Source organism: Lactobacillus acidophilus (genome assembly GCF_034298135.1).
GTDB lineage: Bacteria > Bacillota > Bacilli > Lactobacillales > Lactobacillaceae > Lactobacillus > Lactobacillus acidophilus.
The window spans coordinates 370,605-384,360 of record NZ_CP139575.1; the positions used below are offsets into that span (position 1 = coordinate 370,605).

General features: G+C 34.1%; 14 protein-coding genes and 1 pseudogene. 13 read left to right on the forward strand and 2 right to left on the reverse strand.

Annotated elements, in window-relative coordinates:
* Window positions 1-2 precede the first annotated feature (2 nt).
* The 12 genes and pseudogenes from SO785_RS01615 to SO785_RS01670 form a co-directional block, all read left to right on the forward strand.
* Complete coding sequence (locus SO785_RS01615) at window positions 3-2,006, forward strand: beta-galactosidase (RefSeq protein WP_011254470.1); 2,004 nt, start codon at window positions 3-5, stop codon at window positions 2,004-2,006.
* Window positions 2,007-2,127: 121 nt separating this feature from the next.
* The gene (locus SO785_RS01620; RefSeq protein ID WP_003548174.1) at window positions 2,128-2,757 is read left to right on the forward strand and encodes a TetR/AcrR family transcriptional regulator C-terminal domain-containing protein; all 630 of its coding nucleotides are present in this window, start codon (window positions 2,128-2,130) and stop codon (window positions 2,755-2,757) included.
* Window positions 2,758-2,921: 164 nt separating this feature from the next.
* On the forward strand, window positions 2,922-3,941 hold the full coding sequence (locus SO785_RS01625) for a mucin-binding protein (RefSeq protein ID WP_003548169.1): 1,020 nt from the start codon (window positions 2,922-2,924) through the stop codon (window positions 3,939-3,941).
* A 216-nt stretch (window positions 3,942-4,157) separates the two neighbouring features.
* On the forward strand, window positions 4,158-5,321 hold the full coding sequence (locus tag SO785_RS01630; RefSeq protein ID WP_021874121.1) for a galactokinase: 1,164 nt from the start codon (window positions 4,158-4,160) through the stop codon (window positions 5,319-5,321).
* A 19-nt stretch (window positions 5,322-5,340) separates the two neighbouring features.
* On the forward strand, window positions 5,341-6,804 hold the full coding sequence (locus SO785_RS01635; protein ID WP_003548166.1) for a UDP-glucose--hexose-1-phosphate uridylyltransferase: 1,464 nt from the start codon (window positions 5,341-5,343) through the stop codon (window positions 6,802-6,804).
* A gap of 1 nt (window position 6,805) precedes the next feature.
* Window positions 6,806-7,792: an aldose epimerase family protein gene (locus tag SO785_RS01640; protein WP_021874120.1), complete on the forward strand. Its 987-nt coding sequence runs from the start codon at window positions 6,806-6,808 to the stop codon at window positions 7,790-7,792.
* Between the two features lie 157 nt (window positions 7,793-7,949).
* A complete protein-coding gene (locus SO785_RS01645) occupies window positions 7,950-8,834 on the forward strand; it encodes an SLAP domain-containing protein (protein ID WP_011254468.1) in 885 nt (294 codons plus the stop codon).
* 172 nt (window positions 8,835-9,006) lie between these two features.
* The gene (locus tag SO785_RS01650; RefSeq protein ID WP_003548158.1) at window positions 9,007-9,249 is read left to right on the forward strand and encodes a cyclophilin-like fold protein; all 243 of its coding nucleotides are present in this window, start codon (window positions 9,007-9,009) and stop codon (window positions 9,247-9,249) included.
* A gap of 222 nt (window positions 9,250-9,471) precedes the next feature.
* Window positions 9,472-10,152: a hypothetical protein gene (locus tag SO785_RS01655; RefSeq protein WP_003548156.1), complete on the forward strand. Its 681-nt coding sequence runs from the start codon at window positions 9,472-9,474 to the stop codon at window positions 10,150-10,152.
* Window positions 10,153-10,274: 122 nt separating this feature from the next.
* A complete protein-coding gene (locus SO785_RS01660; protein WP_003548155.1) occupies window positions 10,275-10,550 on the forward strand; it encodes a hypothetical protein in 276 nt (91 codons plus the stop codon).
* Window positions 10,543-10,836, forward strand: coding sequence for a DUF4160 domain-containing protein (locus SO785_RS01665; protein WP_015613391.1), 294 nt, complete (start codon window positions 10,543-10,545; stop codon window positions 10,834-10,836). The genes SO785_RS01660 and SO785_RS01665 overlap by 8 nt, the downstream gene beginning before the upstream one ends.
* Window positions 10,837-10,875: 39 nt before the next feature.
* A pseudogene (locus SO785_RS01670) lies at window positions 10,876-11,051 on the forward strand (alpha-galactosidase); the annotation flags it as partial.
* A gap of 16 nt (window positions 11,052-11,067) precedes the next feature.
* Here SO785_RS01670 and SO785_RS01675 read toward each other — a convergent pair.
* Both SO785_RS01675 and SO785_RS01680 read right to left on the reverse strand, forming a co-directional pair.
* Entirely contained in the window at window positions 11,068-11,649 is a 582-nt protein-coding gene (locus SO785_RS01675) for a DUF4811 domain-containing protein (protein WP_003548152.1), read from the reverse strand.
* Window positions 11,649-13,121, reverse strand: a complete 1,473-nt coding sequence (locus SO785_RS01680) for an MDR family MFS transporter (protein ID WP_011254465.1) — start codon at window positions 13,119-13,121, stop codon at window positions 11,649-11,651. Before SO785_RS01680 ends, SO785_RS01675 begins: the two co-directional genes overlap by 1 nt.
* 160 nt (window positions 13,122-13,281) lie before the next feature.
* On the opposite strand from SO785_RS01680, the gene SO785_RS01685 reads away from it, so the two are divergent.
* On the forward strand, window positions 13,282-13,716 hold the full coding sequence (locus SO785_RS01685) for a MerR family transcriptional regulator (protein WP_003548149.1): 435 nt from the start codon (window positions 13,282-13,284) through the stop codon (window positions 13,714-13,716).
* The last annotated feature ends 40 nt before the right edge of the window (window positions 13,717-13,756 follow it).

Consider the following 13,756-nt stretch of genomic DNA (forward strand, 5'->3'; position numbering starts at 1 on the left):
AAATGACACAATTATCACGTTTTCTTTATGGTGGTGATTATAATCCTGACCAATGGCCAGAAGAAACATGGTCGAAAGATATTCACGTATTTAAAAAGGCGGATATTAATTCGGCAACGATTAACATTTTTTCTTGGGCATTGCTTGAACCAAGAGAAGGAAAATATAATTTCTCAAAATTAGATAAAGTTGTACAACAATTATCTGATGCTAACTTTGATATTGTGATGGGAACAGCCACAGCAGCGATGCCAGCTTGGATGTTTAAAAAATATCCCGATATTGCCAGAGTAGATTATCAAGACAGACGTCATGTATTTGGTCAGCGGCATAACTTCTGTCCTAATAGCTCAAATTATCAAAGATTAGCTGGTGAATTAGTAAAGCAGTTAGTTGAACGCTACAAGGATAATAAGCATATCGTAGTTTGGCACATAAACAATGAATATGGTGGCAACTGTTATTGTGAGAATTGTCAAAACGCTTTTAGAAAATGGTTGAAGAATAAATATAAGACCGTTGAAGGTCTTAACAAGGCATGGAATATGAATGTATGGAGCCATACGATTTATGACTGGGATGAAATTGTTGTTCCTAATGAGTTAGGGGATGTATGGGGAATAGAAGGTAGTGAAACTATTGTAGCTGGTCTTTCAATTGATTATCTGCGTTTTCAATCTGAAAGTATGCAAAATCTTTTCAAGATGGAAAAGAAGATTATTAAAAAATATGATCCGGAAACTCCTGTAACGACTAATTTCCATGGTTTGCCTAACAAGATGGTTGATTATCAAAAGTGGGCAAAAGGTCAAGATATTATTTCATATGATAGTTATCCAACTTATGATGCTCCTGCATATAAAGCGGCATTCTTGTATGACTTAATGCGAAGCTTGAAACATCAGCCATTTATGTTAATGGAATCTGCGCCTTCACAAGTTAACTGGCAACCATATAGTCCGCTTAAGCGGCCTGGACAAATGGAAGCAACTGAATTTCAAGCTGTAGCCCATGGTGCTGATACGGTACAATTCTTCCAATTAAAACAAGCAGTTGGTGGCTCCGAAAAATTCCACAGTGCAGTTATTGCTCATTCGCAAAGAACCGATACTAGAGTATTTAAAGAACTAGCTGATTTAGGGAAGAAATTAAAGAATGCTGGACCAACGATTTTAGGGTCAAAGACTAAGGCAAAGGTCGCAATTGTCTTTGATTGGAGTAACTTCTGGTCGTATGAGTATGTGGACGGAATTACTCAAGATTTGAACTATGTAGATTCTATTCTTGATTACTACCGTCAGTTCTATGAACGCAATATTCCAACTGACATCATTGGTGTAGACGATGACTTTAGCAACTATGATTTGGTTGTAGCGCCTGTGCTTTATATGGTTAAACATGGTCTTGATAAGAAGATCAACGACTATGTTGAAAACGGTGGTAACTTTGTCACTACTTATATGTCAGGCATGGTGAACTCATCAGATAATGTATATCTTGGTGGCTATCCTGGTCCATTGAAGGAAGTTACAGGCATTTGGGTTGAAGAAAGTGATGCAGTAGTCCCAGGACAAAAGATTAAGGTCTTAATGAATGGTAAGGATTATGATACTGGTCTGATCTGTAACTTGATTCATCCAAATGACGCTAAGATTTTGGCAACTTATGCGAGTGAATTTTATGCAGGTACGCCAGCTGTTACCGAAAATCAATATGGCAAAGGTAGGGCTTGGTATATTGGTACAAGGCTTGAACATCAAGGGTTAACTCAATTATTCAATCATATTATTTTTGAAACGGGTGTTGAATCACTGGTTTGCGATAGTCATAAACTAGAAATAACTAAGCGTGTTACTGAAGATGGTAAGGAACTTTACTTTGTGCTTAATATGAGTAATGAAGAAAGAACGTTACCAAGCAAGTTCACAGGTTATGAAGATATTTTAACTGGTGAAAAAGCTCATAAAGATATGAAAGGTTGGGATGTTCAAGTATTGAGAAATTAGTTCTTACACAATAATTTATTTTTCCCCCGTAGATCAAATAAATAAGGTCGAACGAAAATGTCCGGCCTTATTTGTATTTGAGTATTTTGTTTAAGGTAAAAGGAAAGTAAATGGGATAAATATGGATATTAGAATTGTTAATACTAAAAATAGAATTCAATCAGGTTTGATAGTAGCAATAAACAGCATGCCGCTATACAAAATTAAAGATAAAGATATTATTCAAAAAGCACAGGTATCGTCATCTAGTTATTACAAATATTATTCTGATAAAAGTGAAGTGTTACGGGATTTAGAAAATTCTTTGTTTTCTGAATTTAGGATTGCATTAAGCATGGATAGTAAAAACTGGGGGACTGTAAATCATGCACCAAGTAAAAAAGACATAAGTAGATTGATTGACAGCAATATTAATGAACTAATTAATTATTTTAATAAACATAAGGATATGTTACAGTCGCTTATTTCTGAAAATGGTGATCCAGGTTTTAAAAATCAAATAGTTGGTGTAACTACCAATACTGTTAAAAAATTAATTGTTTACTATTTTCATTTGTACAATCAGGAATATATTTTGAAAAAAGATAAATTGAAGTTGACATTACTTGCTAGAAGATACGCATTATCTTTTTTAGGACCATTGTTCGCATGGTTAGAATATACAGACGAGATGACATTGAAAGAAACAAAGAAATTGATGAAACAAATGATTTTGAATTCACCATATGATATTTCGACTCATGGATTCTAAGACAAGATATTAATGATTTTCTTATTTTTTGTAGCAATTATGAAAACGCTTAAGTTTTTATAAAGTGACAGTATATCACTTTGTATTAATTTAGCTCTAAGATAAGATTTAGGTATTAAATGTATAAAAGATGGACGAATATATACTAATGGAGGCCATTTAAAATGCCACATAAAAATACGAAATCTAATGTACAAAAAATTACTGCTAGTGTAGCTTCTGTGATTGTAAGTACTGGAATTGTAATGAATTCAAGTAATCGTAGAGTTAAAGCAACTGGTAAACGAGAAGATGAAATTGTTGAAGTTGAAAGTTTGAAGAGAGCTGATACTGAAACGACGAAGGCTGCTGCTGTGCAAACTCCTAAAATAAACCAAACTAAAAAGATGAGTCATCGTACTCAAAAGGTTACACAGATGATTCACTATGTAGATGAAGATGAAAGACCGGTTTATGATGATTACACGGCTAGTTTAATTTTTGAACAAACAGGAATTCTGGATAATGTTACTGGTAAGCAGACATGGAATAGCAATTGGTTACCAAAGACTACGGCAACTTTTAGTGCTGTAGAACATCCCGTGGTAAGAAATCATCATTTAGTAAATCCAGAGATAAATGAAGTAAGTGCGTATGATGTTGAAGTAACGGATGATACTTTTAAAAATCCTCTTCTTAAAGTTCATAAAGTTGTATATGCACATGATATAGAACCAATTAAACGGACGCAGGTAGTAACGCAAACTATTCATTATAGATATGAAGATGGGGCGGTTGCACATGATGATCATGTTGTGTCATTAATATTTACACAGTCAGGTAAGAGGGATTTGACTAATGGTAAAGAAATTTGGGATAGTAAATGGTCGCTGACTCAAACTTTTGAAGCTTTGCCTAGCCCAGTTATTATTGGATATACAGCAGATAAGCCGATGGTTGGTCCTGATGAGGTTACGGTTGATAGTAAAAATTTCCTTGATAAACAAAATAGAGAAGAAACCGTAATTTATAGTGCGAATACTATTACGCAAAATAAGAAAGATGGGATTAGTGAAGAAAAGAATGTAAATAATTCTGTTGCTGTCGCGCCACTAAAAAGTGCTGTAATGATTGGCGGAGTAATATCTATTTTAAAATTTAAAAGATTAATGGTTATTATAAAAAACAAGAAGGATCATAAATAGTGGGTTTAAAGTTCTATTGGTATCGTGATGTGATAAAAGAAAATGGACAAAATTTAAAATAATTAGTTTAAAAAAGAAAATATTCTTACAGAATGTTTCCTTTTTTATTATATAAAATTAAATAATTTATTTATTTGAGTAAACCATTTACCAAAAACAAATAAGAGTATATACTATTATCTGAAAACGATTACAGTAAAAATTGAGGTAAAAACGATGAATAAAGAAGAACTTCTCACTGAATACGAAAAAACATTTAATGAAAACGGCCAAGACGTCTTTTTCTCACCTGGAAGAATTAATGTAATTGGTGAACATACTGACTATAATGGTGGTCATGTTTTTCCAGCTGCAATTAGCTTGGGTGTCTATGGTGTATATGGACCAAGAGATGATACGAAGGTCCGCTTATATTCTGGCGATGTTGACGGTGATGTTGTTGAGTTTGATATCAATGATACAACTGTTGAAAAAGATGACCGCTTCTGGGCAAATTACTTCAAGGGAATGATCACTTACTTACGTGAAAAGTACGACAACATCAACCACGGCTTTAACTTATATATCAAAGCTAACTTGCCATCTGGTTCTGATCTTTCGTCAAGTGCAGCTATTGAAATGCTCATGGGTATCATTCTTAAAGACGAATTTAACCTCGATGTTGATCGCATTGCATTAGCTAAAATGGGACAAAGAACTGAAAATGAATTTGTAGGCTTGAACTCAGGTATCATGGATCAATTCGCCTGCATTATGGGTAAAAAGGATAGTGCAATTTTCCTTGACTGTAATACTTTGGAATATGAATATAAGCCACTTGCCTTAGGCGATTATGAGATCATCATTATGGCCACTAACAAGCCACATACTTTAGCTGATTCCGCATATAATGATCGTGTTCGTGAATGTCATGATGCACTTGAAAAATTACAACAAAAGCTTGATGTTAAGTCATTGGGTGAACTTGATAATGATACTTTAGATGAATATTCTTATCTTATTAATGATGAAACTGAATTAAAACGCGCTCGTCATGCTGTAAGTGAAAACCAAAGAACTTTGCGTGCTACTAAGGCTATGCAAGATGGTGATTTAGAAAAACTTGGTCGCTTGATCGATGCTTCTCACGTCTCACTTCATTATGACTGCGAGGTAACTGGTGATGAACTTGACACTTTAGCTGAAGCTTCATGGAAGCAGCCAGGAGTTTTAGGCGCAAGAATGATTGGTGGTGGCTTCGGTGGTAGTGCAATCGCTATCGTAAAAAAGAGTGAAGCTGAAAACTTTAAGCAGAATGTCGGTAAAATTTATCGTGACAAGATTGGTTATGATGCTAGTTTTTATGATGCTGAAATTGTTGATGGTACTAAGAAAATCTAATTGTGTTGAGGAATAAGTAATGAAAGTTATCGAAAAGTTTGCAGATCAAGTAGTTAATAGCGGTGCGTATGAACCACTTGATCGAGTATACGTAATTAATAAAATTCGCAGTTTGGTAGGTGATCATGATGAAGAAGAAAATGATAAGCCTGCAGTTAAACAATTAGTTGATATTGCTGTAGAAAATGAAAAAATCCCAGATGATGTAACTTCAAAAGAAGTGTTGAATGATCAATTATATGATCTAATGACGCCAACTCCTTCGAAGACCAATAATATTTTCTGGCAAAAAATGCAAAACTCTCCTAAAAAAGCTACCGATTGGTTCTATCAGCTCTGCGTAAACGATGATTATGTAAAAGAAGAAGCAATTGCTAAGAATGTAGTCTTTTCGGGAACTAGTTCCAAAGGTCATGGTTTAGAAATTACGATTAACTTATCTAAACCTGAAAAAGATCCTAAGGCTATTGCTGCGGCAGCTCATGCTACAGGAAAGAAGTATCCTCAATGTGCACTTTGTCTTGAAAATGAAGGCTACTTAGGTGGCTATGGCAAAAATGCCAGAAGTAATTTGAGAATTATCCGAATGAGTATTGCAGGCAGACCATGGGGCTTTCAATATTCACCATATGCTTACTTTAATGAACACTGTATCTTTTTAGATCAAGAGCATATCCCAATGGAAATTAATCAACAAACGTTGATTAATTTGGTAGAAATCGAAAAAACATTACCACAGTATTTCGTTGGCTCAAATGCAGATTTACCAATTGTTGGTGGCTCAATGCTATCGCATGAACACTATCAAGGTGGTCGTCATACATTCCCAATGATGAAGGCTAAGATTAAGAAAGACGTATCCTTTGATGCGTATCCTGACGTTAAAGCCGGAATTGTTGATTGGCCAATGAGTGATTTACGCTTAAGTAGTGAAAATTCGCTTGATTTAATTGATTTAGGTAGCAAAATTATCAGATTCTGGAATCAATACTCTGACCCCGCTCGTGATATTAGAGCATTTACTGACAATACTCGTCATCACACAGTTACTCCAATTATGCACCGTGAAGGTAAGAAATTTATTCTTGATCTTGTTTTACGTGATAACAATACAAGTGCAGATTATCCGCTTGGTATTTTCCACCCACACAAGCAATTGTGGCATATTAAAAAGGAAAATATTGGTTTAATTGAAGTAATGGGGCGGGCAATTTTGCCAGGTCGACTTAAAAGTGAGCTTGAAGAAGTAAAGAAATATTGGCTGGGTGAAGAAAATAAGATAGCCGACAGTCATAAAGAATGGGCTGACCGAATTAAGTCTGAAGAAAATATCTCTCAAGAGAATGTTGATCAAGTGATGCAACAAGCTTTGGTTGAAGTATTCGAACAAGTTTTACAAGATGCCGGTGTATTTAAGAATAATGAAGACGGTGATCAAGGCTGGGATAAATTTATTTCAGCTTTAGTTGAAAAAGTGGATTAAAATGAAAACTAATTTTGTAAAATATGAACGCAAAGATAATAAAGATCTTTGTGAAATTACACTTGAAAATGATGCTGGAATGGCTGTTAAAGTCCTAAATTATGGAGCTACGCTAGAAAAAGTATTACTTGATGGTGAAAATATGATTCTGTCACTTAATTCGCCAGAAGATTATTCTAAAGAGCGGAATTTTTTGGGCGGCACAGTTGGTAGAATTGCTGGTCGCGTTCGTGCTGGACAATGGAAGCATGGCAATGAAATACATCAATTGCCATTGAATGATGGTGATAATCATATTCACGGTGGTATTGGTACAGATATGCACGTGTGGGATTTTAGACCGTCTTGCGATAGTGAACATGCTAGAGTAGATCTAACTTTATTTGATCCAGATGGAAATAATGATTATCCAGGTAATTTAAAGCTACATGCTAGATATGAATTAGATAATGAGAATAATTTGCATTATCTGCTTGAAGCAGTTAGTGATAAGTTGACAATTTTTAATCCGGTTAACCACACTTACTTTAATTTGGGTGAGCGTGCTGAAGATTTGAATTTACAGATGAATGCGGATTATTATTTGCCAGTTGATGAAGCAGGCTTGCCTGATCGCGGAATGGCCGAAGTAGCTGGAACTGCTTTTGATTTTAGAAAGACTAAGCGAATTGGGGATGCACTTAATAGTGATGACTCACAGATTAAATTGCGCAATGGACTTGATCATCCATTTATTTTGAATGGTAACAACCCTGCTGCGCTATTGAGTTCTAATAAACATCGTCTTATTGTAAAAACTAATGCACCAGCGTTGGTTCTTTATGCAGGAAATCATTTTAACCATACAGGTATCGTAAATAACATTGGTCAATATGATGGAATTACTTTTGAAGCACAATGTCCACCTGCAGAAGGTAATGATTTAGGACAAATTACGCTTTTACCATTTGAAAAATTTAAGCGTACTGTTGATTGGAAATTTGAATAAAAAAGATTTTTACAGGTTATGTTTTATTGAGGGATTTATTCCCTCTTTTTTTAGTTAATATTTATTAAAATTTAGCGCGATATCAGAAAACGCTTTCATAAATATATTATAATTATATTAGTTAAGGGTTATTAATTAAGGGAAGAAGGTGTCGGTAATGAAATTTAAGAGATTAGTTATTGGAACAACATTTTTAATAGCTGCTTGTTCAGGAATTATAGTTTCCATTCAAACTGCAAATCATGTTCATGCAGTACAAAATACAATTACTATTCGTTCACGTGGTGCAAAAGTATATAACAAAAATGGAAATGCAATAGTTGATGCTAGAGATAAAAATATAGTTCTAAAAGAGGGAACAGTTGCTGAATATTATGGTGAACCCAAATACATGGTCTGGCGTGGTCATAAAAAAGCATCGTTTTATAATATTGGTGGTAATCGTTATCTCTTAGGCTATAATGTTGCTTCGCTTAATGATAAAGGAACGTTGAGTATATATCGTGATTCGTATATTTATGATAAGACTGGTAAAAGAGTTGAAAAAAATACTGTACTTAGAAAAGGCACAGCAATTAATTATGTAGATAAATTAAACGAAAAAATCGAAACAGAAAAGAATTTACCTAAGTTTTATTACTATAATATGGCGATTCAACGTACGCATGAAGGTATGTTATGGGTAAAATATAGTGTATTGTCGGTAAAATATCATATTATTAATGGAAAAGAATATTATAAAATTGCAAATAATAAATATATTAGAGCAACTAATATCGGTTACATAAACGGTAGGCAGTTATTTACAACTGAAGCTACAGTTACAATGGGAAAAGCAACGACTAAAGATGGAAAATACTATGCTAGAAATATGAATGGGAAAATTACTAAAACTATTTTGCCTTATAAGCCGGGACAAAAAGTGGTTGTAGATAGGTCTTTCCAACATTCTTCTAAATCGTTTTGGAGAATAAAGGGAACAAATTATTATATTTTTGGACCAGACATTAAAAAGTTCCCAATACAGGCATTACGCCGGTAGTGTTGACAATCCAATAATTATTATCAAGAAAAACGTTAATAATATAAAAAACATGACATACTTGTTGTAGTCATGTTTTTATATGAGGTATTTACTTATAAATAGGCTTGTATATTACCCAAAGGGCACCGCTTGAGCCAACTTTTATATTTTTAAGTTTTAAGCCAACGGGATGCGGATCTTTTGTGTAACTAGCATTAAAAACGTGCCTTGGTCTTTACCACGAAGTGATAAGCAAATTACTACTCAAGCAGGGGATGTGATTTTGTATCAAGGTAAATACGTAGTTTTGTACTATGGACAAAATTCTTGGAACTTTACTCGCATTGCTCGAATCAAAAATGTTAGCGCAAATGAAATGCACCGCGCTTTAGGCAATGGCAATGTAACAATTACTTACTCACTTGGAAAATAAAATATTTCAAATAAACTTACTGACAAAATTGTTGGTAAGTTTATTTTTTCGAAAATTTGTTTGCTAAAATTATCATCTTCACTTATAATTAAAACATCAGTTTGTAAGAACATATGTTTAAAAAGGAGAATATTGATGACAGTAGCTTTGTAAAAAGGTTTTCTTAAAGATTGGGCTAAGCTTAGTTTCTCAGATAAAGATGAAAAAATAAAAAATGAAGCTTTGAAAGCAGCATTTCAACATGATGCCTATGTGAAAAAATGGCGCAAATTATTAGGTGCAACATTTAATAAGCATGATACTTTAGAATTAGCTAAAGTTATTCAAGCAGCAAAGCCAAATTTATCGTTATATCAAGCTAAGTTGATTGTTTCACAATGCTGTTTTTATGATTATGAATGGTTTGCAACTGTGTTTATTAAGCTGTTTGATGAAGAGATGGCTGCTGAGATCGATCAGTTGCTTGACTACTTAGATTCAATGGGGAAAACATATTATGAAAAAACTAACACCCCAGAATACGAAAAAGCTCTAAAGGATTGGTTTAACTACAGTTTTGAGAAAGCATTGGAAAGTGATGGAAAAGTTACTTTGGACGAAGAGGGTAGAGATCCCATTCTTGATCCTTCTGAGGAAGAAAAACAAATTATGAAAAAAGAAATGGCTGAAGAAGAAAAGGAACTAGGAAATAAAATAGCTAATTGGATCAAGGAAAATCCTAATGTTCAACAGGCTTTGCCAACAATATTTAGAATTTGGTGCAAGAACTATGCTCATTGGAGCTGGAATGCAGATTGGCGCAAGGTTTGTACACAATTAAATGCAGTTAGACAAGATGTTCTAACACAAGATTGGGCTGATTTGGCTAAACAGTTTGAAAATCTACCTGGTTGGTGGGATTAGTGCTTGATGATAATATTGACTGTATATTTTGCTTTTTAGTAGCGTCGATATTATTATTAATTGAAAGAAGATAATTTATTGTAGAAGCATGCTGATAACCGTACTAAAGGAGAAAATTAAAAATGTTATATCCATATGCAGAATTCCCAGGTGAACTATCTGTTACTTACTCACAAGTAATTAAAGACCCAAGTATGAAAACAGGAGAAAAGATTCTAGTTCATTTTGAAAAGCCAACTGATTTCGGTTTTAAAGAAGCAAGATATTCTTTACCTGACTTTAAAGAAATATATAACTATGATTTTACAAAAACTGAAACTAAAAATAATTTAGACATTCTGAAAAGAAATGCACCATTAATTACTGAATGTGCAAAAGAGGAAAAAACTAGTGCCTAATTACTTTAAATTTAAAGATTATTTATTATATTTTTATGCGGGGGATGGTATTGAACCAATTCATGTTCATGTAGCCGAAAAAAGGCCGAGCAAATCTTCAGCAAAGTTTTGGTTACTAAGGGATGGAACATGTGAGTTAGCTTATAATAGAGCAGATATTCCTAATAAAGATTTAAAAAAGATTGAACAATTTATAGAGCTTAATTTTAATATTTTTTGTGACAAGTGGAAAGATTTTTTCCAACTTTCTAGCATTGACTTCTTAAATAATAAAAGTAATAACTAAAAATTAAACAGCATAAAACATAAGATTAAAGGATAAGCATATCACCGTTTTATCTTAGGGCTCTATGATTTGATAAAAGACTTGTAACTAGATATCCAAATATCTTGTTTGAAATTTGTTCAGGTGGTGGTCGTTTCGATCTTGGAATGACTTATTACATGTCACAAATCTGGGCGAGTGATAATAGTGATGTAATTGCACAAAAAAGAATTCGCAAATTGCGAATTCTTTTTATTTTTTCATCTGTGCTTGTTTCATTTGCTGCATTTTCTTCATTAGTGCGGCTTGCTTAGCCATTTTCTTTTGTAAAGCCTTAGCTTCTTTAACAGATAAGACCTTCCAATTCTTTGGTACATTGAATGTGTATTCACGATGCTTTAATTCATTGTTGTGGCCAAACCAATCATACAAGAACTTGTCTATATTATTACGGAAAATGTAGCGTTCTGTTTTGATAGTTACAGAGGCTTTGTTTGCAGTTTTTACACTAGCATGAGTTTTATTAGTTTTAATTGGAGTAGGCTTTTTAGCTGCATTGTTGGTTTTATATAGGTAGATTTTTTCAGCTCCATTACCAAGTGGTTGATATAAAAGGATCGGTAATTGTGGGGATGCAGAAGATACTAATTCTTTTTTAACAGTAGTTGTCTGGGTTTTCATACCAAAGTGATTATAATCGTGAGCAACGATTCCTACGATACTTAAAGCAGCGATGATCAAAGAAATAATCGCTATTGGCATGTGACCCTTTTTAGGAATTACGTTGAAATAGATAAAGGCAATAACTGCCAAGATTAAGATAATTAAAATCATTAACTGTCCACCTTCTCTGTACGTTCGCGTGCACGATTGCCTTTCTTTAAGAAGAAGGAGAGAACTAAGGCGATCAATGCAAAAATGATACTAATTGCAAATGCAGCATGGAAACCATCAAGTGTAGCGTTAATTGCACCAGTCTTATACTGGAGTGGTAAAGTCTTAAGTACTGACTTTTCTGGCATATTGTTCTTAGTAGTTGTAGTCAATACTGAAACAAGAATAGCAGTACCAATTGATGATAAAACTTGTCTGAAAGTATTGTTAACTGCAGTACCGTGTGAAATCTTATCCAATGGAAGAGAGTTCATCCCCGAAGTAGTAACATTCATCATAACAAGGGCTACCCCCACCATTCTGATTGCGTAGAGAATAATAATCATTAAGAAGGAACTGTTTTCAGTTAAAAACATAAATGGAACAGTACCTAAAGTAAGAAGGGTCATACCTGTGATGGCCATCTTTCTTGCACCATAACGATCAAAAATTCGACCAGTAATAGGCGACATGATACCGATCATCAAGGCACCTGGTAAAAGAATCAAACCAGAGTGAAATGCAGACTCACCACGCAAATTTTGAATATAAAGTGGTAAAACCATTTCGATTCCAACCATTGCCAAGTTAGTAACACCTGAAAGAATAGCAGCAAGTGAGAATTCGAAGTGCTTGAATACAGTGATATCAAGGAATGGATCGTCCATCTTCAATTGACGAATACCAAAGAGGATTACGAAGATAATTCCAACGAAAATAAATGCTAAAATTTCAGGATTAGTCCAGCCTTTGTTACCAGCTTCTGAAAAGCCATAGAGAAGAGAGCCGAATCCAATAGTTGAAGTAGCAACAGAGAAAATATCAATCTTTTCATCTTTAGTTGGTAGGACATCTTTTACCAAAAATGCTGCAAGTATTACAACAATTCCGGCAATTGGAGCGATAATACTGAAAAGGTAACGCCAAGAAAGATTATCAACTACCCAACCGGATAATGTTGGACCAATAGCTGGTGCTAAGCCGATAACGATGCCGACTGTCCCCATGGCAGCGCCACGCTTATCTGCTGGGAAAATTGATAACATAATTGTTTGAAGAAGTGGCATAGTAACCCCGACTCCAAGCCCTTGAATAATTCTGCCGGCTAAAAGCGTTTGAAAGTTGGGTGCTAGAGCGGCAGTTAAAGTGCCAATAAAGAATGTAGACATTGCCGTCAGATACATCTTTTTGGAACCAAAGCGGTTGATTAACCAAGCAGAAATTGGAATCATTACACCATTAACTAATAAGAATGCTGTAGAAAGCCATTCCGCAGTGGCTGTACTAATATTGAAATCTTTCATGATTGAAGGCAATGCGGTTGACAAAAGTGTCCCGTTTAATACCGTACAAAATGAGCCGACGATCAATACTAGTACCAATAAGTTACGATTGTAGTGTTTACCATGAATATCAACAGGTTGTTTATTCATGTGTCATCCCCCTTTTGTGAAAATTAAGATCGTTAACTAATATAGTCCTAATTTTAATCTGTGTCAAATAATCTTACAAATATGATACATAATATGACACTAAAGTTGAAAAATTTAACATAAATTAATATAATTAATTTTAATTAGTGAGGCAGAGATAATGGAAAATATAAAGAAAAATAAATTACACCAGCTTTTTGAAAATTTGGAAATTGGAATCGGCGGCGTAAGTAGCAGTATCGGTGTTTCTCAACGTCAATTAAGATACTGGGAGAAAAAAGGATATATTAAACCGATCAATGAAGAATCCGGCGTACGACATTATAGTTTGGCAACGGTATATTTAATTGCTTTTATTAAAGATCAACTTGATGCTGGTTATACACTAGAAGCTGCTGTTAAGAAGTCAAAAGAAGTTCGCGTTAAAAGTATGATTGGACGCAGATTGTTGCATGATGCTTTTGATGATGTGGAAATTACTGATGAAGAAAAAGCTTACGGCAAGATGAAAATGGGTGAGGTGGTATTAGGAGATAAAAAGGCTGAAGTAATAGGCATTGTTGATGAAAATGGTAGTCATTTTGAATTAGAATAAGATATAGTTATCGAAATATAAAAAAAGCGAAGTTCATGTT